Origin of the sequence: Streptomyces vinaceus, from assembly GCF_008704935.1 — a bacterium.
Taxonomy (GTDB): domain Bacteria; phylum Actinomycetota; class Actinomycetes; order Streptomycetales; family Streptomycetaceae; genus Streptomyces; species Streptomyces vinaceus.
In genome coordinates this window covers 134,528-154,649 of the sequence record NZ_CP023692.1, presented here as the reverse complement: position 1 = coordinate 154,649, position 20,122 = coordinate 134,528, and the positions used below count along the sequence as shown (strand labels likewise).

The 20,122-nt window shown below is 71.2% G+C and carries 17 protein-coding genes and 2 pseudogenes; 14 read left to right on the top strand and 5 right to left on the bottom strand.

Going from position 1 to position 20,122, the window contains the following annotated elements:
* Positions 1 to 18: 18 nt before the first annotated feature.
* The 3 genes from CP980_RS00725 to CP980_RS00715 form a co-directional block, all read right to left on the bottom strand.
* Positions 19 to 345, bottom strand: a complete 327-nt coding sequence (locus tag CP980_RS00725; protein WP_150492267.1) for a hypothetical protein — start codon at positions 343 to 345, stop codon at positions 19 to 21.
* Positions 346 to 545: 200 nt separating this feature from the next.
* Positions 546 to 1,034 carry an SRPBCC family protein gene (locus CP980_RS00720; protein ID WP_150492266.1) on the bottom strand — a complete coding sequence of 163 codons (489 nt, stop codon included), beginning with the start codon at positions 1,032 to 1,034 and terminating at the stop codon, positions 546 to 548.
* A gap of 60 nt (positions 1,035 to 1,094) precedes the next feature.
* Positions 1,095 to 2,021: an acetoacetate decarboxylase family protein gene (locus CP980_RS00715; protein ID WP_150492265.1), complete on the bottom strand. Its 927-nt coding sequence runs from the start codon at positions 2,019 to 2,021 to the stop codon at positions 1,095 to 1,097.
* A gap of 509 nt (positions 2,022 to 2,530) precedes the next feature.
* Between CP980_RS00715 and CP980_RS00710 the strand changes: the two genes are divergently transcribed.
* The gene (locus CP980_RS00710; protein ID WP_150492264.1) at positions 2,531 to 4,882 is read left to right on the top strand and encodes an arylsulfatase; all 2,352 of its coding nucleotides are present in this window, start codon (positions 2,531 to 2,533) and stop codon (positions 4,880 to 4,882) included.
* Positions 4,883 to 5,236: 354 nt separating this feature from the next.
* On the top strand, positions 5,237 to 5,773 hold the full coding sequence (locus CP980_RS00705; RefSeq protein WP_150492263.1) for a potassium channel family protein: 537 nt from the start codon (positions 5,237 to 5,239) through the stop codon (positions 5,771 to 5,773).
* Between the two features lie 153 nt (positions 5,774 to 5,926).
* On the opposite strand, the gene CP980_RS00700 is transcribed toward CP980_RS00705, so the two are convergent.
* On the bottom strand, positions 5,927 to 6,574 hold the full coding sequence (locus CP980_RS00700; protein ID WP_150492262.1) for a sortase domain-containing protein: 648 nt from the start codon (positions 6,572 to 6,574) through the stop codon (positions 5,927 to 5,929).
* Between the two features lie 198 nt (positions 6,575 to 6,772).
* Here CP980_RS00700 and CP980_RS36645 point away from each other — a divergent pair.
* The 12 genes and pseudogenes from CP980_RS36645 (at position 6,773) to CP980_RS00645 (ending at position 18,651) form a co-directional block, all read left to right on the top strand.
* Positions 6,773 to 9,964, top strand: a pseudogene (locus CP980_RS36645) (nSTAND1 domain-containing NTPase).
* A 59-nt stretch (positions 9,965 to 10,023) separates the two neighbouring features.
* Positions 10,024 to 10,854: a WD40 repeat domain-containing protein gene (locus CP980_RS36640; protein WP_425281777.1), complete on the top strand. Its 831-nt coding sequence runs from the start codon at positions 10,024 to 10,026 to the stop codon at positions 10,852 to 10,854.
* Between the two features lie 170 nt (positions 10,855 to 11,024).
* Positions 11,025 to 11,375: a hypothetical protein gene (locus CP980_RS00685; RefSeq protein ID WP_143686675.1), complete on the top strand. Its 351-nt coding sequence runs from the start codon at positions 11,025 to 11,027 to the stop codon at positions 11,373 to 11,375.
* A gap of 330 nt (positions 11,376 to 11,705) precedes the next feature.
* Entirely contained in the window at positions 11,706 to 12,368 is a 663-nt protein-coding gene (locus CP980_RS00680; RefSeq protein ID WP_132752996.1) for a hydrolase, read from the top strand.
* Between the two features lie 2 nt (positions 12,369 to 12,370).
* Complete coding sequence (locus CP980_RS00675) at positions 12,371 to 12,862, top strand: DoxX family membrane protein (RefSeq protein ID WP_150492259.1); 492 nt, start codon at positions 12,371 to 12,373, stop codon at positions 12,860 to 12,862.
* 88 nt (positions 12,863 to 12,950) lie between these two features.
* The gene (locus CP980_RS00670; protein ID WP_150492258.1) at positions 12,951 to 13,520 is read left to right on the top strand and encodes a Dps family protein; all 570 of its coding nucleotides are present in this window, start codon (positions 12,951 to 12,953) and stop codon (positions 13,518 to 13,520) included.
* 113 nt (positions 13,521 to 13,633) lie between these two features.
* Complete coding sequence (locus CP980_RS35695) at positions 13,634 to 13,912, top strand: hypothetical protein (RefSeq protein WP_167535764.1); 279 nt, start codon at positions 13,634 to 13,636, stop codon at positions 13,910 to 13,912.
* Positions 13,861 to 14,058: pseudogene (locus CP980_RS35690) on the top strand (pyridine nucleotide-disulfide oxidoreductase); the annotation flags it as partial. The gene CP980_RS35695 and the pseudogene CP980_RS35690, both read left to right, overlap by 52 nt.
* A gap of 48 nt (positions 14,059 to 14,106) precedes the next feature.
* Positions 14,107 to 14,937 (top strand): alpha/beta fold hydrolase, encoded by an 831-nt coding sequence (locus CP980_RS00660; RefSeq protein WP_150492257.1) that lies wholly within the window; start codon positions 14,107 to 14,109, stop codon positions 14,935 to 14,937.
* Positions 14,938 to 15,050: 113 nt separating this feature from the next.
* Positions 15,051 to 16,004, top strand: a complete 954-nt coding sequence (locus CP980_RS00655) for an alpha/beta hydrolase (protein WP_132752990.1) — start codon at positions 15,051 to 15,053, stop codon at positions 16,002 to 16,004.
* Entirely contained in the window at positions 16,001 to 17,890 is a 1,890-nt protein-coding gene (locus CP980_RS00650; RefSeq protein WP_373312954.1) for an amidohydrolase, read from the top strand. Before CP980_RS00655 ends, CP980_RS00650 begins: the two co-directional genes overlap by 4 nt.
* A gap of 17 nt (positions 17,891 to 17,907) precedes the next feature.
* On the top strand, positions 17,908 to 18,651 hold the full coding sequence (locus tag CP980_RS00645; RefSeq protein WP_150530062.1) for a GPR1/FUN34/YaaH family transporter: 744 nt from the start codon (positions 17,908 to 17,910) through the stop codon (positions 18,649 to 18,651).
* Positions 18,652 to 19,059: 408 nt separating this feature from the next.
* Here CP980_RS00645 and CP980_RS00640 read toward each other — a convergent pair whose 3' ends face one another.
* Complete coding sequence (locus tag CP980_RS00640; protein WP_150492256.1) at positions 19,060 to 20,061, bottom strand: helix-turn-helix domain-containing protein; 1,002 nt, start codon at positions 20,059 to 20,061, stop codon at positions 19,060 to 19,062.
* Between the last annotated feature and the right edge of the window lie 61 nt (positions 20,062 to 20,122).

Below are 20,122 nucleotides of genomic sequence, written 5' to 3'. Positions count from 1 at the left end.
AACCGGTCGGCTTGTCCCTCAGCGGTGCCGCTCCGACAGCCAGTGCAGTTCGATCTGGAGCCATTGGCTGTCGGCATGGCAGGCGTCCAGAACCGTCACGATCCGGCGGCTGACGGCCTCGGCCGTGAGGGAGCGCCACCGGCAGCGCACCAGTGAATCGACCAGCAGGTCGATCCGCTCGTCATGGCGGGGCACCGGTACCGGGTTCGCCGTTCCAGGGTCGTCGATCGCGGCGAGCGCGCGGCGGCTGACCATTTCGGGGGTGTGCCTTCGCCATTCGTACGGGCTGAGTACTTCGGTCACCGCGCAGACACGGATATCCGTCAGGGATGCCAGGCGTAGCATTCGAGCCCTCCGCGGTATGGGCGATTCCCGCCGACGGCCTCTTCGTCGGACACGGCAAACCCGTCCCTTTGTATCGCATCAAAGGGGGGTGAATCAGACAGAGGGTACGCCGATGGTCCGGCGAACCGCTATGTCGCCGCTCACAGCGAGGGGCATGTGGTCGCGTGAGCGGAGCGCCTTGAGGCGAGAGCCCCCGGAATTCAGTCGCGGACGGCCGTGCGGACCGCGCCCAGCGCATGGCGTTGGATCAGTCCGATGACCGGGCTGCTCACCCAGATCAGCGGGGTGGCCAGGGAGGTCGGCTGGATGGCCATCGTCCAGGTGAGACGTGAGCCGGAGGGCGTGGGCTCGACGGTCCAGTCCTCCGCCGCGTGGCGCAGACCGGGGCGCGAGGCCTCGTAGACGCTGAAGCTGTAGCGGCGCCCCTCGTCCCAACGGAAGAAGCGTTCCCTTGCGGTGAAGAATTTCAGCAGGGTGACATCGCGCACCGTACCGACGCCGAACGGGCGTGAGGAGTTCCAATTCAGGCCGGTGAATGCCCACACCCAGTCGACCAGCTGTTCGCCGGTCAGGATGTCCCATATCCGCTCGGCCGGTGCTGTTGTCTCGACCGAGTGTTCGTAGCGGAAGGGCGCCGAGGTGAGGAAGTCGTCTCCCGCTTCGACGACCGGGTACCAGTGGCTGGCCATCAAGTGCGTCCTTCCCCGACACTCCGGATCGCGGCAGGCGCCGTCATCGCGAGGGCTCGGTCATGCAGAATTGTTCTTCTTCAGGTCTTCAAGGACCACCCACTCGTCGGATTTCGTGTACATGGAGCCTTGCAGGACGAAGGCGCCCAGTACGGCATTGCACGGCAGGAGTCGGCCGATCGGATCCTCTTCGGACGGGTAGATCTCCATGCTGGCGGCGTCGCCGGCGTAGACGTCGGCCTGTGTGATGTGCCAGGGAGTGCCTACGAGCTGGAGCACCTCGGCTCCGGCGTGGCCGTTCGGTCCCGGTCCGACGCCCGGGAAGCGCTTCAACGCCACCGTCGGCAGCACGTAGTCCTGAGGTTCCCCCGTGGGCGGGGGCAGCGGCAGCAATAGATTGTAGGGATAGGGCAGTTCGTCTGTTCTGTCGGCCGGCAGCGGTACCGAGAACAGCTTGTCCCCCTTGGTCACGCTGGAGGAGGCCAGATCATTGAAGTTGGGGTCCACAGTCTTCGTCTGGATCGAGCCCCGAGACATGTGGCTCAGGAAGAGATTTCCGTAGTTGCGCATCGTGATCCGGGCCATCTTCTTGGGGTAGCCGCCCAGTTCGCGCCCGGCCAGCAAGGCCGCGTCGTTGTCCACGTAGATGGCGGGGACGTACCCGTAGGGACGGCCCTGATGGAGGACCGCGATCGAGATGATCACCTCCATGTAGGGGCCGAGATCGCATTCGCGATACTTGGCGAACACGAGGTTCGCCGACGCCATCCCGGGCAAGGCCGGAATCGCGATGAGCGTCAGCTCTTTCGGGATCAGCGCGGCTGCCTTTTCGGCGTCGGTCGCAAAGGCTACCGACACGTAGTCCATGCCCTTGTAGCCGGCCATTGCCCCGTTGTAAGTCTGCCCCCAGTGAGGCATCGTTTTCTTCGTATATTCATCCGGCGGCAGAGTGCCCGCGAGGCCAGGCTCGATAACAGGCGTAGTCATTCTCTTTTCCTTTGGATTGCGGAAGGCGTTTTATGCAGGTGAGATTCCTCGTCGGAATACCTGATTTCCACGGAAGGCGGGCGGTGCCTGCGAACCCTGAATGCCGCGCTGCCGGTTCGCCTCGGTGGGCCTTTGGGCAGGCGCTGGAATCCGTGCCTGCGCAGCAATTGATGATATTCGGGAGGTCCACTGGCAGTCATCTTCTGATGGACCTACCCTATTTATGGTGCTCCCAGCGTGGCAGGCCAGCAACTGGGCCTCCATGGGGCCCAGGCTCGAACCAGCACACCCTCACGCGTTTTCCGAGCCACCGAAATTCTGATTCCTGAGCCCCATGACGGTATGTGAGGTGCCGCGAGTGGCCGCGGTCGCGGGACCCACGTCGGCGCGAGGCGCGGGCGGCCGCGAGGCGTGGGCGACAAGGCGTGTTTCACCCTGCTGTGACAGCGCCCTGTGGTGGACACCGCCGGCGGATCCCTTTACACGGGTCGGCAGGAAGGACAGGCACGATGCCAGTGAACGAATACAAGCCGGGGAGCGCCTTCTCCGGAGTGATCGGGCGAACCACGGACGTCTCCAGCCCGGCATGGCCCGAGCCGCCGGGGGCGGTGCCGGGATCACCCAACGTGCTGACGATCGTGCTCGACGACACGGGCTACGGCCAGCTGGGCTGCTACGGGAGTCCCATGCAGACGCCTCGCCTCGACGGTCTGGCCGCGGGCGGACTGTTGTACAACAACATGCACACCACAGCACTGTGCTCGCCGTCGCGTTCGTGCATCATCACCGGTCGCAACCACCATTCCAACGCGATGGCGGCGATCACGGAGCTGGCGACCGGCTACCCCGGCTACAACGGCAACATCCCGTTCGAGAACGGGTTCCTGTCCGAAATGCTGCTGGAGCACGGATACAACACGTACATGCTCGGCAAGTGGCACCTGATGCCCTCGGCCCAGGAGTCACCCGCCGGACCCTACAACCGCTGGCCGCTCGGCCGCGGTTTCGAGCGGTTCTACGGATTCCTCGGCGGCGACACCAACCAGTGGTATCCGGAACTCGTGTACGACAACCACCAGGTCGAGCCCCCCGCCTCGCCGGAACAGGGCTACCACTTCACCCCGGACCTGACGGACAAGGCCAAGCTCTTCATCTCCGACGCCAAGCAGGTCGCTCCCGACAAGCCGTTCTTCCTCCACTTCTGCCCCGGCGCCACCCACGCGCCGCACCACGTCCCGCGGGAGTGGGCCGATCGCTACCGGGGACAGTTCGACGACGGCTGGGACGCCTACCGGGAGGTGACCTTCGCCAACCAGAAGCGTCTCGGTGTCGTGCCCGCCGACGCCGTCCTCTCGCGCCACGACCCGGACGTCCCCGAATGGGAGTCCCTGTCACCGGACGCCCGCCGCCTCGCAGCGCGCATGATGGAGGTCTTCGCCGGCTTCCTCTCCCACACCGACCACGAAATCGGGCGACTGCTGGACTTCCTCCAGGAGATCGGTGAACTGGACAACACGCTGATCATGGTCGTCTCCGACAACGGGGCGAGCGCCGAGGGAGGCGTCACCGGGACGACCAACGAGGCGCAGTTCTTCAACAACGCTCCCGAACCGCTTGAGGAGAGCCTGAAGGCGATCGACGAGCTCGGCGGTCCGACCACGTTCAACCACTACCCCTGGGGCTGGACCTGGGCGGGCAACACGCCGTTCCGGCGCTGGAAGAGGGAGACCTACCGCGGCGGCGCCAGCGACCCGTTCCTCGTCCACTGGCCTGCCGGCATCAAGGCACGCGGAGAAGTACGCACCCAATACGCCCACCTCGTGGACATGGTCCCCACCGTGCTCGACATCCTGGGGATCGAGCCGCCCGACACCATCAAGGGCGTCACCCAGTCCCCCCTGCACGGTGTCAGCTTCGCCCACACCTTCGACAACCCCGCCGCGCCCTCCCTGCACCGCACCCAGTACTTCGAGATGCTCGGCCACCGTGCCATCGACCATGACGGCTGGCGCGCCGTATGTCCCTGGCCGGGTCCGTCGTTCACCGAGGCGCAGCAGCCGTTCGGCACGCCCATCAGCTCGGAGAAGCTGTCCGAACTGGACGCCACCGCCTGGGAGCTGTACCACATCGACGAGGACTTCGCGGAGACCCGCGATCTCTCCTCGGAGCAGCGCGCCAAGACGATCGAGTTGATCTCCCTGTGGTACGTGGAGGCCGGAAAGTACGGAGTGCTGCCCGTCGACGGGAGCGCCCTGGCACGGATGGCGACGGAGCGTCCGCAGATCAGCAAGGCACGGACCAGCTACACGTTCCGGCCCGGCACCCAGTCCCTGCCGCCCTCCGTCGCCCCACGCGTGCTCAACCGTCCGCACAGCGTCACCGCCGATGTGGAGATCCCCGCCGACGGCGCCGAAGGCGTACTGATGAGCCAGGGTTCGATGGCCGGCGGCTGGAGCTTCTACATCAAGGACGGCAAGCTGACGTACGTCCACAACTACGTCTCGCGGGCCCTCTACACGGTGTCCACGACGGATCCGGTACCTCACGGCCGGCATGAACTGCGCTTCGAGTTCGAACCGACGGGCGAGCCCGATCTCGCCGCGGGCAAAGGCGCCCCCGGGCGGGCCGAGCTCTACATCGATCACCAGCTGGTCGCGGTGGCCGAGTTCCCGGTGACGACGCCCGTCATGTTCAACCCCGGTGGGATGACCTGCGGGGCCAACCCCGGCCAGCCGGTGACCCCCGACTACCAGTCGCCCTTCCGGTTCACCGGCGAACTGCACACCGTGACCATCGACCTGTCGGGCGAACTCATCACCGACGCGGACAGCGAGATGCGCATGCACATGGCCCGACAGTGAACGAGCGGCGCGACTCCGACTCCGGGAGGGGAGACGGCGCGCTGCGCATCGACCCTCCCGTCCCGGCCTGACTCCACGTCAAGTGGCGAGCCGGTAGATGCCGGCCCGGCCGCGGTCCAGTACGAGACCCGATCAGGAGAAGGTCAAGAACCAGGTCGGCGATCACTCCACGACGCCGGCGTCACGCCAGGTCGGTCGATCGCGCAGTCCGCCCCGTTCCGGCGGGCGAGGCAGTGCGGGCGTGTCGTCCCTTCAGCCCTTGTTTTCGCGGGCATCCTTCAGGAGCGGGCCGCGGCCACAAGGTGCAGCGACGCGGGCGTGACGACGCCGTGGCGTCGAGGCAGGAGAACGGAAGTGGTGACGATTCCGCCGGAGGACCTCCCCGGCCGGCCCGGCCGACGTGTCATCCTCGTATCCGTCCTGGGCACGATCGCCCGGGTCGCTGCGGTGCTGGCCATCTACTTCCTGATCCCGATGGAGCACGCCATGAACGTCGCGACGGTGACAGGACTGACCCTTGAGATCCTGGCCTTCTGCGGGATCCTGACCTGGCAGCTCCGCAGGATCGTCCGCTCCAGGTATCCCGGCCTGCGCGCACTCGAAGCGCTCGGCTTCACGATCCCGCTCTTCGTTCTCCTTTTCGCCACCGCCTACTTCCTCCTGGGGAACGCACAAACGGCCTCGTTCTCCCAGCCGCTCGACCGGGTCGACGCCATGTACTTCGCTGTCACGGTCTTCACGACGGTCGGATTCGGCGACATCACGGCGAAGAGCGAAACCGCTCGAATCGCGGTCACCGTCCAGATGATGCTGGATCTCCTCATCCTGGGGCTGGTGATCCGCTTGGTCTTCAGCGCAATCAAGATCGGGCAGCAACGCCAACGCTCATAGCCCCACCGGTGAGGCGCGATGGCCCTGAGGGATCCGACCCCGACTGCCGGCCGGTCCCGAGGGGAGGACGCCACCCACTCGCCACGCCGCGCCGCGCCCGGCGAGCAGTGGGCAGGGGTCGTTCTCGATGCCTTCGCCCGGCGCGTCACCGCTCTAGCTGGTCCCTACGAGGACGCCGACCTTGTCGATCCGGTGCTCGGGGTTGTTCTGGGCGTCTCGCCAGGTGTTGCCCGCGGCGTCGTCCTCCGGGGTGAGGCAGGTGCTTACGGTGATCATCGCGCGGCTCGGTTCCGCGTCGCTGGAGCCGGGGACCGCGGCGCGCTGCTCAGCCATGGAGGACGGGGACCGGAAGGAAGTCGTCCGAGTGGTGCCGATGACGTACTCGTACGTCACGCCGCCCGCGGTGACGTACACGGAGGCGCCCTGGGGCAGTGACGGCAGGGCGTTGAGCGGGCCGCCGCCGGCGATGCGGTGGCCCGTGACGATGTAGTTGCCCACGTCGCCGGGGCCGACGCCGCCGCCGGGGCCGTACGGGCTCGCGGCCAGGCCCCGGTCCTGGATCGCGGTGCCCGGGGCGTCGTCGGGGCTGCCCTCGTACGGGATGACGGGGAGGCCGGACAGGCCGATGGCCGGTATCGACAGCGTGGCGGTCTGGATGCCGGTCACCGCGCCCGCCGGCGCCGCACGCGACGCCGGCTGCTGTGCGAGGGCGCCGGGAGCGGCCGTCAGCAGGACGGCGAGGGACACACTGGCGAACGCCGCCGCCACGCTGCGTGCGGGGCGGAAGGGGTGTGGAGACATGGGGTGTCCAAAATCTGCCGGAGTCGTTCGGTCCTGCCGGCCGGTCGGCCCTTCCAGCCTGACACAGGCAGGTGCGGGCGGCAGCCCGGTGCGGCGCCGTGAGCGGCGGCTCCGCCCGGCCGGGAAGCAGGGAGCCCGAGGAGTTCAGGGAGCCCGCGGACCCCAGGGAGCGGCGGGGCGCGTGGGGGCCCGGAGGCGGTGGTGAGTGGCCGGAAAGGGCTGGTGGGGCGGCGTAGAAAGGGACCGGATCGTGGTGTTCCGGCCACGCGGCCGGATGGGCGCGGGAAGGGTGGTCCACCGCATCACCGCCCCAGCGGAACCGGACCCCGGAGGCCCCATGGACCCCACCCCGTTCCTCCCCAACCCCCTTTATCCCGAGAGGAGTTCGCGTCCGAGCTGACGCGGCTGCGCGAGAAGGCCGACCTGACCGTCCGCGCCGTCGCCGCCCGCGTCGGCGCACCGGGCGCCCACAGCACCATAGGCGGCTGGTTCGCCGGCCAGAACCTGCCGTCGATGGGGTCCCTGCCCCTGTTCCGCCGGGTGCTGCACGTCTGCGGGGTGACCGACGCGGCCGAAATTGAGCGCTGGCTGGAACGGCTCGCCGAGCTGCGACGGTCCCGGGTCCTGCGCGTCGCGTCGGGCACGTCGCCCTACCGGGGGCTCGCGGGCTTCGAGGAACGCCACGCCGACTGGTTCTTCGGCCGGGAGCGCCTGCGGGCGGTCATCGTGGACCGGATCCTCGCCGAGGGGGGCGCCGACGTACCCCAGCTCCTCGTCGGAGCCTCCGGTTCCGGAAAGTCCTCGCTCCTGCGGGCCGGTGTACTGCCCGTACTGCGCGGTGAGCACGGCTGCACACCGCTGCTGTTCGCCCCCGGCCGCGACCCGATGCGCGCCCTGGCGTCCGCCCTGTCCGCGGAGGCCGTCCTGTCCGCCCCGTCCACGCAGTGGGCCGACCTGGCGGGCGATCCCCTCGAACTCGCCGCACGGGTAAAGGCGGTGGTCCGGCGGGAGGGCGTACGCATCGTCGTGGCGGTCGACCAGCTGGAGGAGGTGTTCACCGCGTGCCCCGACCCCGCCGCACGGGAGCGGTTCCTGCGGTGCCTCGCGGCCCTCCCCTCGCCCGACGTGCGCGTCACGGGCTGTCTGCGCGCCGACTTCTACGGCCAGGCCCTCGACCAGCGTCCCCTCGCCGCAGCCCTGCAGAAGGGCCAGACCGTCGTGGGCGCGCTCAGCGAGGACGAGATCCGCGCCGTGGTCGGCGGCCCCGCCGCCAAGGCCGGTCTCGTCCTGGACGAAGGGTTCATCGACGTACTCCTCGCCGACCTGCGGGACTGCGGCCCCGGAGCCCTGCCCCTCCTGTCGCACGCGCTGCTGTCGACCTGGGAACGCGGCCGCGGCACGGCCCTGACCATCGCCGACTACCGCGCGGGCGGCGGGATGTCCGCGGCCGTCTCCGAGACGGCGGAGGGGGTCTACGCGAGCCTGTCGGAGGCCGAGTGCGCACGCGCGCGGCAGCTGTTCCTGCGGATGGTCGCGGTGGGCGACGGGGTGCCCGACGCGCGCAGGCTGCTGCCGCTGCCCCGCCCACGGCACACTCCGACCGGGCCGGCGAGGTGTACGCGGTCCTGGAGCGCTTCGTCGACCACCGCCTGGTCACGCTCGACGGCGACGGCGCCAGGATCACCCACGAGGCACTGCTCACCGCGTGGCCGAGGCTGCGCGGCTGGATCGACACCGACCGGGCCGGACAGATCGTCTGGCAGGACCTGACGCGTGACGCCGACCGCTGGCTCGCGCACGGCCGCGACCCCTCGCTGCTCTACCGGGGCACCCGCCTGGCTGTGGCCTCCGCCTGGGCCCGGGACAGCGGCCGCGCCCCGGAACTCGACGCACGGGAAAGCGGGTTTCTCGACGCGAGCCGGCTGGCGGAGGACGGCCGGGTCGGGCGCGAGCGGCGCGGCGCCCGCCGGCTGCGCCGGCTCCTCGTCCTGCTCTCGCTGCTGGTCGTCCTTTCCGGCCTGCTCACCGGTGTCGCCGTGGTCCAGCGCCGGGACGCGCAAAGACAGCAGGCCGTCGCGCTGTCCCGGCTGGTGGCGGCGCGCGCCGAACGGCTGCGGAACAGCGACCTCGCCCTCTCCGCGCAACTCGGTCTGGTGGCGTACCGCACGGCGCCCACGGCCGAGGCCCGGGAGGCGCTGATGGACGCCTCGGCGCTGCCCGCAGTGACCCGGATCCTCGCGTTCCGTGGCGTCGTACAGGCGGTGGCCCTCAGTCCGGACGGGCACACCCTGGCCGCGGGCGGCCTGGACCACCAGGTCGCGCTGTGGGACCTGCGCGATCCGCAGCGGCCGCGACCGCTGGGGACGGCGCCGGTCACGTTCGCCGACACGGTGTACGCGCTCGCCTTCAGTCCGGACGGCCGGCGGCTCGCCGCCGGGTCGGGGGACGGGACCGTACGGGTGTGGGAGCCGTCGGCCCCCGGTCCGGCGGCGGCCGGGGCCAGGTCGTTCAAGGGGCCGGATTCGGCCGTGTACGGGGTGGCCTTCGCGCCGGACGGCAAGACGCTGGCCGCGGCGGGCGCCGACGGCGGGGTGTACCTGTGGCCGGACCCGGACCCGGACCCGGACCCGGACCCATCCGCGAGCAGTTCTGCGAGCAACTCCGGAAGCAGTCCCGAAAGCAGCCCCGAAAGCAGCTCCGCCACCGGGACGCGCCTCACCGGCTTCACCGGGGCGGTGCACACGGTCGCGTTCCACTCCGGCCCGGGCGCGGCCCTGCTGGCCGCGGGGGGCGCGGACGGCTCCGTACGCCTGTGGGACCTCGCCGATCCCGGACATCCGCTCGCGTACGCGCAGCCGTTGACCGGAGCGGCTGGCCCGGTATTCGGGCTGGCCTTCACGCCCGACGGCGCACGGCTCGTCGCCGGGAGCCAGGACCGCTCCACGCGGGTGTGGGACGTACCCGCCCCCGGCTCCGTCCCCGGCCCGCCCGCGGTGATCGGCGGGGCCCCAGCCGCCCCCGACGGCCCGGCCAGCTACGTCAACGCCGTTGCCTGCAGCCCTGACGGGCAGTGGCTGGCGACCGGCAGCGCGGACAACCAGGTGCGTCTGTACGACGCCCGGACGCGCGTCCTCGCCGGAGTGTTCCCGCACCCGGGCCCGGTCACCTCGCTCTCGTTCCATCCCGGCGGCCGGCAGTTGGTGACGGCCGCCGCCGACGGGACCGTGCGTCTGTGGCAGCTGCCTCCCCGCCCGCTGCGCGGCTTCCAGGGCACGGTCAACGCGATCGGCTACGCGCCGGACGGGAAACTGCTCGCCGTCGCGGGGCGCGACGTACAGCTGTGGGACGTCTCCGACCCCTGGATCCCGCGCCCGGTCGGGCCGCCCCTGACCAATCCCACGGGGTACTCCGCGACGGTCTCCTTCACCCCCGACGGCCGCACCCTCGCGGTGGGGGGCCGCGAGGGCAAGCTGTGGCTGTGGGACCTCTCCCGCCCCGACCGCGCCACGCCCTACGGAGAACCCCTGGCCGGCGGCACCGGAACGATCCAGTCCGCCGCCTTCGACCGGACGGGCCGGACCCTGGCCGTGGGCAGCGAGGGGCGGACGGTACGCGTGTGGAACACGGCGGACCCGGCGCACCCGCAGCTCTCGGCGGAACTGTCCGAGCCGACGAACTACGTCTATTCGGTGGCGTTCAGCCCGGACGGGCGGCGGCTCGCCGCCGGCACGGTCGACAAGCAGGTGCTGCTGTGGCGGCTCCCGCCGGCCGGCGGCAGGCCGCTGCTGGAGTCGACCCTGCGGGGGCCGGGCAGCTACGTCATGTCCGTCGCGTTCAGCCCCGACAGCCGGATCCTGGCGGCCGGTACCGCCGACCGGGACGTGTGGCTGTGGGACGTGAGCGGGGACCGCCCGCGCACCGCCGGGCCGACCCTGACGGGGCCGAGCAGCTACGTGTACGCCCTGTCGTTCGCCCCCGAGGGCGGCACGCTCGCTGCCGCCAGTACGGACGGCACCGTGTGGCTGTGGGACATCGGTGTTCCTCGGCGGACGCGGCCCCGCGCCGTACTGAGCGGCCTCGGCGGCAAGGCCTACGCCGTCGCGTACAGCCCGGACGGCCGCTCGCTCGCGGCCGGCGGCGCCGGGCCGGCCGCCCTGCTGTGGTCCCGCGACGAGGAGGAGATCGCCCGGAGGCTGTGCGAGCGCGCGGGGACGGTCATCACCGCTCAGGAGTGGGCCCAACTCGTGCCCGGGCTGCCGTACGCGCCGCCGTGCCGGTGAACGGGCCGCCGGGCTGTACGGAGTTGTACGGACCCCCGTACGGGCCCGGTCGACCTGCGGTCGTTCCCTTCCGCCGGCCGCCGTCGGGATGGCCCTCTGGTGGAGCGCCGCCGGATCGGCCGGGGCGCAGCACACCACCCGCGACTCTCCCGAGGAGAACGACGATGCGCATGACGACCACCACCCTGCGGTCCCGGGCCGGACTGGCCGCCGCCGCGGCCGCCGTCGCCCTGACCGGTCTGCTCGCCGGCGCCGGCGGCGCCGACGCGGCCGGCAGTTACATCTCGTCCAACAGCGGCGGCGCGAACGAGCGCACCTGCGCCAACACCGGGTGCGGTTCGCTCGGTTACCTGTCCAACGGGACCGGCGTCACGATGCTGTGCTGGACCGACAGCCAGTGGGTCTACCCGCCGAGTTCGAACTACGCCTCGAACCGCTGGTTCCGTGTCTCCAGCTACGTGGGGACCGGCTACGTCCACTCGTCCCTGGTCGGCGGCCAGACCAGCGTCGGCCACTGCTGACGGTCCCACCGGCTCGGCCCCCGGCCCCCGGCCCCCGGCCCCCAGCCGGGGCCGGGGGCCGGGGCGTGCCGCCACCGGGCGGAAACAGGCGATACGTGAGACACGACGGGAGCGCACACGCGTGCGGCGCTCGGCGCGAGGAACGGCCCCAGGCGGACTTCTTCACCCGCGATCCGGGCGTGCACGCAACGGCAAGGGGCGCGGCACGCTCGGGCAACCCGGCTGATCTGAACGGATCTACGTTCAACGAGTGCCGGTCACCGCAGCGAGCCGGCCGGCGCCATGACCACTCCGGTCCCTTCAGTCCGTCCCGCGAGAGGACTTCTCATCGTGTTCGACATCGCCCGGGTACACGCCGCTCCCAGCGCGGATCTGCTCACCCCCGACAACTCCGTCATGCTCTTCGTCGACCATCAGCCGCAGATGTTCTTCGGCACCGGCAGCGGCGACCGCACCGCGATCATCAACAGCACCGCGGGCCTGGCGAAGGCGGCGCGCGCCTTCGGAGTGCCGGCCGTGCTCACCACGGTCGCCGCCGAGTCCTTCTCGGGCCCGCTCCTGCCGCAGCTCGCCGCGGTGTTCCCTGACCAGAAGCCGATCGACCGCACCAGCATGAACGCCTGGGAGGACGAGGCCCTGGTCGAGGCGGTCCGTGCCACCGGCCGCAAGAAGATCATCCTGTCCGGCCTGTGGACCGAGGTCTGCCTGGTCCTGCCCGCCCTGTCCGCGCTGGAGCAGGGATACGAGGTCTACGTCGTCACCGACGCCTCCGGCGGCGTCACCCCCGCCGCTCACGAACACGCCCTTCAGCGGATGATCGCAGCCGGCGCGGTCCCCGTGACCTGGGTGCAGGTTCTGCTGGAGCTCCAGCGCGACTGGGCGCGCCAGGACACGTACGGCGCCGTGATGGAGATCGTCAAGGAGCACGCCGGAGCCTACGGCCTCGGCGTGGTGTACGCGCAGACGGTCATCGGCGCGCACGCGGCCGGCTGATCTTGGACACGGGCTTGCTGATCCTGCGCCTGCTGGTGGGTCTGCTCATCACCGGCCACGGAGTTCAGAAAATCAGTACGCACCTCGGCGGCAAGGGTCTGGACGGCGGGGTCCGCGAGTTCCGGACCGACGGGTTCCGCGGTGGCGCCCTCACCGCCCTCGCCGCAGGCGGAGGCCAGATCGGCTCAGGCCTGCTGTTGGCCGCCGGACTGCTGACCCCGCTCGCCGCGACCGGGGCCATCGGAGTCATGACCGTAGCCCTCACCGTGAAATGGCCCAACGGCCTCTGGGTGCAGAACGACGGCTACGAGTACCCCCTCGTCCTGATCGGGGCAGCCGCCGCCCTCGCGGCCACCGGTCCCGGTGCCTGGTCCCTCGACAGGACGCTGGGACTGACGCCCTACCCGCTGTGGTGGACGTCCCTCGTACTCGTGGCAGGCATAGGCAGCGGACTGCTCACCCGGCTCGTGCTGCACCGCGCCCCCGTCGCCTGACGGCCCGGCCGCCGGCCCGCACCCCGTCAGTCCGGCGGCCGGCCCCTGACACCGAACACCCGCGCACCATCGAAGGAGAACCGTTCCCATGGACCTCGCACTCGGCGGCGGCCAGCCCCTGCTGCACCAGAAGGGCCGCGAGACCCAGCGTTTCGGCACGGTCAAGCAGCTGCCGCTCGGCCTGGGCCACGACACCCGCATGTACGCCTGCCAGCGCCTCAACCAGGTACTCGCGGACACGCAGATACTCCACTCCCTGTACAAGAAGCACCACTGGCTGGTCCGGGGTGCGACCTTCCACATGCTGCACGAGCTGTTGGACCGTCATGCCGACGCCCAGCTCGCCCTCGTGGACTCGCTGGCCGAGCGGATCCAGAGCCTGGGCGGGGTCGCGGTCGGCGATCCGCGCCACGTCGCGGAGCTGACGTCCGTTCCCCGCCCGCCCGACGGCGTCGAGCCGGTCCCGGTCATGCTCTCGCGGCTGCTCGACGCGCACGAGCGGATCCTCGTCGACGCCCGGGACGCCGCCGCCCGGATCGGCGCCGAGGGCGACGAGGGCAGCAACGACCTGCTCATCTCCGAGGTGGTCCGCACGGGCGAGGCCCAGGTGTGGTTCCTCGCCGAACACCTCGTCGACACCCCCTTGGTGCGCGCGTGACACGTCCCGCACCAACGGCCCGCGACGACCCCCACGAAGAACCGCAACCGCACCAGGGACCGTCCGTCCAGACCTACGCTGGTGCGCGGCCGCGGCCCTGCGCGGGCGAGGAAGTGGCCCGGGGTCTGACCGGCCTGGGTTTCAGCGTGCGATTCGGGGTCACGGCCGCCTCGGTGGCCCGTGACGCCGACACGGCCGAGGTGACGGTCGAAACCGACGACGGCGCCGCTCTGCGCTGCGACGAACTGCTCGTCGCTGTAGGCCGCCGCCCGCGCACCGCGGACCTGGGCCTGGAGACATTGGCCCCCCGGCACGACGCGTCCGGCACAAGACGGCTGCCGCCAAACTCGTCGTCGACGCCGACCGGAACGTGGTCGTCGGCTGCACCCTGACCGGCCCGATGGCGACCGAACTGATCCACACGGCCACCGTGGCCATCGTGGGCGAAATCCCTCTCGACCGCCTCTGGCACGCAGTCCCCGCCTTCCCCACGGTCGGCGAAATCTGGCTGCGGCTGCTTGAGGCCCACGGCCTCTGAGGCCATCCCCACCCACTCCGCTCACCTTCACACACGAGGAGTACACCCATGCCGTACATCAAGGTCGCCGAAGGCAACACCGCGCCCGTCGAGCTCTACTACGAGGACCACGGCGCAGGACGTCCCGTCGTGCTGATCCACGGCTGGCCGCTCAACGGCGCGTCCTGGGAGAAGCAGACCGCAGCCCTGCTCGCCGCCGGGAACCGGGTCATCACCTACGACCGGCGCGGTTTCGGCCGCTCCGACCAGCCCGCCGACGGCTACGACTACGACACCTTCGCCTCCGACCTGAACGAGGTACTGACCGCCCTCGACCTGCGCGACGCCGTCCTGGTCGGCTTCTCCATGGGCACCGGCGAGGTGACCCGCTACCTCGGCACCTACGGTTCCGAGCGCATCTCCAAGGCCGTCCTCATCGGTGTCGTCCCGCCCTTCCTGCTCAGGACCGACGACAACCCGGCCGGCGTCGACGCCGAGGTCTTCAAGGGAATCGAGGACGCCATCCGCGCCGACCGGTTCGCGTTCATGACCGACTTCCTCGCCGACTTCTACAACGTGGACGTCCTCGGCGGCGAGCGGATCAGCGAACAGGCGGTGCAGGCCAGCTGGAACGTCGCCGTCGGCGCCTCCGCCAAGGGCACCCTCGACTGCGTCCAGGCCTGGCTGACCGACTTCCGCGAAGACCTGCCCCGCATCGACGTGCCCACCCTGATCGTCCACGGCGACGCCGACCGCACCCTGCCCATCGATTCCACCGCGATCCCGCTGGCCCGTCTGATCGACGGCGCCGAGCTGAAGGTCATACCTGGCGGCCCGCACGGCCTGCTCTGGACGCACGCCGCCGAAGTGAACTCCGCCCTGCTCACCTTCCTGAACTGAGCGGGCTCCACCCCGGAGTGCCGGTGGCCGTCTCCCGCCCACGAGCGGCCACCGGCACCACCCGCGGGCCCCGGCCCGTGCCCCACCCCACGACGACTGACGGAGGACTCCCCATGAACAACCGCCCGGTGCTGGAAGACGCCGCCCAGGCCTTCGCCGACGCCACCGCGAAGCCGCCCTTCCTCTACGAGATGCCCGTCGCCGAGGGCCGCAAGGCCGTCGAAGGCGTCCAGAGTGGCGAGGGCGTCACCCTGCCACCCGTGGACGAAGAGTGGATCGCCGTGCCCGGCGGCCCGACCGGCGAGGTCCGCACCCGGATCGTTCGCCCCCGCGGCGCCACCGGCACACTGCCCGTGGTCCTCTACATCCACGGCGCGGGCTGGGTGTTCGGCGACGCCCGAACCCACGACCGCCTGGTGCGCGAACTCGCCGTCGGCGCGCACGCCGCCGTGGTCTTCCCCGACTACGACCGCTCGCCGGAGGCCCGCTACCCCGTCGCCATCGAACAGAACTACGCGGTCGCCCGGTGGATCACCACGGAAGGCGCCGCGAGGAATCTCGACCCCGCCCGGATCGCCGTCGCCGGTGACTCCGTCGGCGGCAACATGAGCGCCGCACTCACCCTGATGGCCAAGGAACGCGGCGACGTGCGACTGGCCGCGCAAGTGCTGTTCTACCCCGTCACCGACGCCTCCTTCGACACCGCCTCCTACGGGCAGTTCGCCGAAGGCTACTTCCTGCGCCGCGACGCCATGCGCTGGTTCTGGGACCAGTACACGGCCGACGAGGCCGAGCGCGGCCGGATCACGGCCTCACCGCTGCGCGCCACCACCGAAGAGCTCACCGGCCTGCCCCCCGCACTGGTCATCACCGCCGAGGCCGACGTCCTGCGCGACGAGGGCGAAGCGTACGCCGCCCGCCTGCGGGAGGCCGGCGTCCCGGTCACGGCACTGCGCGCCCTCGGCACCATCCACGACTTCGTGATGCTGGACGCGCTGCGCGACACCCGTGCCGCCCGCACGGCCGTGCGGCTGGCCGCCGACACCCTGAGGGAGGCCCTGGCATGAACGCCCCCACCAGCATGCCGGTGGCCGGCGTGACCCCGTCCCCGGGCCGGCACACCGTCACCGCAGACCTCGTCGTCCGCAACGCCAAGGTGTACACCGGGGACCCCACCCGGCCCACGGCCGACGCCGTGGCCGTCCGCGACGGCCGGATCCTGGCCCTGGGCGACGACCACGACCTCGCCGGCCTCATCGGCCCCGCGACCCGCATCGTCGACGCACTCGGCCGCCGGGCGGTCCCCGGACTGAACGACTCGCACCTGCACGTCATCCGAGGTGGCCTGAACTACGTACTCGAACTGCGCTGGGACGGCGTGCGCAGCCTGCGCCGCGCCCTGGCCATGCTGCGCGAGCAGGCCGGCCGCACACCCGAGGGGCAGTGGATCCGCGTCGTCGGCGGCTGGACCCCCGAGCAGTTCGCCGAGCGCCGCATGCCGACGGTCGCCGAGCTGAACGCGGCGGCCCCCGACACCCCGGTCTTCGTCCTGCACCTGTACCAGTCGGCGCTCATGAACCGGGCAGCCGTCCGGGCCGCCGGATTCACCCGCGACACCCCCGACCCGAGAGGGGGACAGATCGTCCGCGGCCGGGACGGGGAGCCCACCGGGGTACTGCTGGCCGCCCCCGGCGCGCTGGTGCTGTACTCCACCCTCGCCCGGGCCCCGCGGCTGGACGAAGCCGGCCGGCGCACCTCGACCATCCACTTCCTACGAGAACTCAACCGGTTCGGTCTCACCTCGGCGCTCGACGCGGCCGGCGGATTCCAGAACTTCCCCGACGACTACGCCACCGTCGTCGACCTGGCCCGCTCGGGCGAACTGACCCTGCGCATCGCCTACTACCTCTTCCCGCAGACCGCCGGCCAAGAGCTCGCCGACCTGCGACGCTGGACGCAGACGGTCCGGCCCGGCGACGGTGACGAGTGGCTGCGGCTGGCCGGCGCGGGGGAGAACCTGACCTGGGCCGCGGCCGACTTCGAGAACTTCGCCGAACCGCGACCCTCCCTCGCCGCGGACTACGAGGCCGAGTTCGAGCAGGCCGTGCGGCTGCTGATGGAGAACGGCTGGGGCTTTCGCCTGCACGCCACCTACGACGAGACCATCCGCCGTGATCTCGCGGTCTTCGAGAAGCTGGCCGCCGAGGGACTGTTCCCCGCCGGGAACCGCTGGCTGTTCGACCACGCAGAGACGGTCTGCGACGCCAGCCTCGACCGGATCGCCGCCCTCGGCGGCGCACTGTCCGTACAGAACCGGATGTCCTTCCAGGGCAGCGTCTTCCGCGACCGCTACGGCGCCGAGGCAGCCTCCCGCACACCACCCGTACGCGCCATGCTCGACCGCGGGCTGACCGTGGCCGCGGGCACGGACGCCACCCGCGTCTCCTCCTACAACCCGTGGGTCGCGCTGCACTGGCTCGTGACCGGCCGCACCGTCGGCGGAACGCCGCTCTACCCGCCCGCCAACCTCCTCGACCGGCCGCAGGCACTGGACCTGTACACCCGCGGCGGGGCTCGCCTGACCGGCGAGGAGGACGTCAAGGGCATGCTGCGCGAAGGCTGCTACGCAGACCTCGCGGTGCTCTCCCACGACTACTTCACCGTGCCCGAGGAGGTCATCCCCGACATCGAGTCGGTCCTCACGGTGGTCGGCGGGCGCGTGGTGCACGCGACCGCCGAGTACGCGGGCCTGGAGGAGACCGTTCCCCCGGTCGTCCCGGCGTGGAGCCCCGTGGCCCATTTCGGGGGCTACGCCCCGGGCGCCGGGCAGGCCGACACGGTGGCCGAGCTCGTCGCCGAGTCCGAACGGCACCGCGCCTGGCGGACCGCCCGCACCGGTGCCGGCCCCGTGCCCGGCCCGGCCTACCCCGTCGACCCGTGCCTGGCGCACTGAACGAGAAGGACCAGCAGATGAGCAGCGACGCCACCGCCGGGCCCGCCGGATCCGGCGCCGCGGCGGAGCCCGGACCCGGTGCCGGGTCAGGGCGCCACTTCGAGCCGGACCTGCGCGCGATGACCCGGATCACACTGCGCCCCATCGCCTCACCGATGCCGCTGGGCTTCTTCGCGCTGGCCATCGCGTCCGTGATGACCGGCTGCCTGCAACTGGGCGTACTGGGCCCCATGGACCGCCGAGCGGTAGCCCTGTGCGTCCTGCCCGCCTTCGCCCTGCAACTCCTCGTCAGCGTCTTGGCCTTCGGAGCCCGCGACGTGATCGCCGCCACGCTGATGGGCACCTTCGCCGGCAGCTGGCTCGCGTACGCGCTCGTCATGGGCAGCGGCGCGTACGGCGGGCCCCGCGTACTCGGCATCTTCAACCTGGCGTTCCTGTGCTTCGGAGCGCTCATGGCTGCCGTCACCCGACCCAAGCGGGCCCTGTGGCTGGTCCTCGTGGTGTCCCTGCCCCGTTGGGCGGCCACCGGTCTGGGCGGACTCACCGGCACCCCGTGGCTGACGCACACAGCGGGAGCCCTGGGAATCCTGGTCGCGCTCGTCGCCACGTACGCGGCCTTCGCCCTGATGCTCGAAGACATGCGCAGCGAGGAAGTCCTGCCCATCGGCCGCAGCGGACCCGCGCACCACGCCCTCCACGGTGACCTCGCCGTTCAGCTGCGCAACGTCGAACGCCAGGCAGGCGTACGCCGCACCCTGTGAGCGGGCCGCCCATCCCCTCACCCGCCACCCGGCGGACCACACCCACTGACGAAAGGAAGTCCGTGCAGTTCGGAATCTTCACGGTGGGGACGTGACCCCCTACGGGTGCTCCAGCACCTGGCCGACGGACGCGTCGACCTGATGCTGGGACGCGGGAACACCGGCCCGGTGTACCCCTGGTTCGGACAGGACATCGACACGGTGACCGCTCTTCAGCCACCTGCGGGCGCAGGTGGCGCCGACCGTCGTCTTCGCCGCGCCGGAGGACCGGGGTTCGGCGGGAGGCGCCGGCCCGTCCGCCGGGCTGGCCACCCGCGTCGTCAGGGCGGGCGCGGAACTCGCCCACCTGGTGATGGGCACCCCGCCCTTGAGGCCGGAGGAGCCCCGACCGGGGGTGATGCGGGCCGGTCAGGCGCAGGCCTGGCCGGCTCCACCGTGTCCGGGGGCCCCGGCCGGGTGGACACGGGAGGCGGCCTGCCATTCGCGGGGCGTCATGCCGTAGGCGGCGCGGAAGGCGCGGCTGAAGTGGGACGGGCTGACAAATCCCCAGCGCCGGGCGACCGCCGCCACGGTGGAGACGGACCGGGCGGGCCGGGCCAGTTCCCGCCGGCAGCGCTCCAGCCGTTCGCGCAGGACCCAGCGCCCCACCGTCGTGCCCCCGGCGTGGAACAGCTTGTGCAGGTACCGCACCGACATGTGGTGGGCAGCCGCGATCCGCTCCGGACACAGGGCGGGATCGTCCAAGTGGAGCAGGATGTACTCCTGCACGCGGGTCAGCATCCCGCGCGAATGCTCCGGGGCCTGCGGATCGAGCCGGCCGCTCCGTTCGCGGACCAGGACGGCCAGCAGATCGAAGGTGGACAGGGCGAGCCGGTGCGCGGTGTGCGGGTCGAAGCCGGCGGCCTGCTCGGAGAGCCGGCCCAGGAATTCCGCCACCAGGCCGGACGTCCCGGACACACCGTTGAACAAGGTGCCGGTGGCAGCGCGGAGATCGCGGTCCGAGACACCCAGGCTCGCCTTGGGCACCCGGAAGGCCGTGAAGCGGAAGGTGTCGGGCTGCTCGCGCAGGTAGGGCCGCCCGGCGTCCGAGCAGGTGAAGGAGCCGGGTACCACGATGGCCTGGCGGTCGCCCTGGGTGAGCCGCGCACTTCCCCGGCGCTGGAGCGTGACGGTCAGGTATTCCTCGCCGCCCTCGGTGATCCGGCGTGCGCTGCGGGCCACGGTCTGGGGTCCGGCCTCGACCTCGGAGATCTGGAGCGGGCCGAGCCACCTGCTGGTGATCGTCCCGGCCGAGGGCACCGGCTCGTCCAGCCGGACGTCGAGCGGGATGAAGGTGCCGGACACCAGCTCGTGCCAGTAGTCGGCGCGTTCAGCGGGCGGCAGCGTGAGAGTGGACTTTACGACGGACATGAAGGGCTCCGAGTGCGGTGCGGTCGTTCTGCTCCCACTCTCGGTTCCCCGCAGCCCGTGG

Bases quoted from the DNA above. Each gene is read 5' to 3' on its own strand.
- CP980_RS00725 (WP_150492267.1), bottom strand. From the start codon at position 345: ATGCTACGCCTGGCATCCCTGACGGATATCCGTGTCTGCGCGGTGACC.
- CP980_RS00720 (WP_150492266.1), bottom strand. From the start codon at position 1,034: ATGGCCAGCCACTGGTACCCGGTCGTCGAAGCGGGAGACGACTTCCTC.
- CP980_RS00715 (WP_150492265.1), bottom strand. From the start codon at position 2,021: ATGACTACGCCTGTTATCGAGCCTGGCCTCGCGGGCACTCTGCCGCCG.
- CP980_RS00710 (WP_150492264.1), top strand. From the start codon at position 2,531: ATGCCAGTGAACGAATACAAGCCGGGGAGCGCCTTCTCCGGAGTGATC.
- CP980_RS00700 (WP_150492262.1), bottom strand. From the start codon at position 6,574: ATGTCTCCACACCCCTTCCGCCCCGCACGCAGCGTGGCGGCGGCGTTC.
- CP980_RS00685 (WP_143686675.1), top strand. From the start codon at position 11,025: ATGACGACCACCACCCTGCGGTCCCGGGCCGGACTGGCCGCCGCCGCG.
- CP980_RS00670 (WP_150492258.1), top strand. From the start codon at position 12,951: ATGGACCTCGCACTCGGCGGCGGCCAGCCCCTGCTGCACCAGAAGGGC.
- CP980_RS00660 (WP_150492257.1), top strand. From the start codon at position 14,107: ATGCCGTACATCAAGGTCGCCGAAGGCAACACCGCGCCCGTCGAGCTC.
- CP980_RS00655 (WP_132752990.1), top strand. From the start codon at position 15,051: ATGAACAACCGCCCGGTGCTGGAAGACGCCGCCCAGGCCTTCGCCGAC.
- CP980_RS00650 (WP_373312954.1), top strand. From the start codon at position 16,001: ATGAACGCCCCCACCAGCATGCCGGTGGCCGGCGTGACCCCGTCCCCG.
- CP980_RS00645 (WP_150530062.1), top strand. From the start codon at position 17,908: ATGAGCAGCGACGCCACCGCCGGGCCCGCCGGATCCGGCGCCGCGGCG.
- CP980_RS00640 (WP_150492256.1), bottom strand. From the start codon at position 20,061: ATGTCCGTCGTAAAGTCCACTCTCACGCTGCCGCCCGCTGAACGCGCC.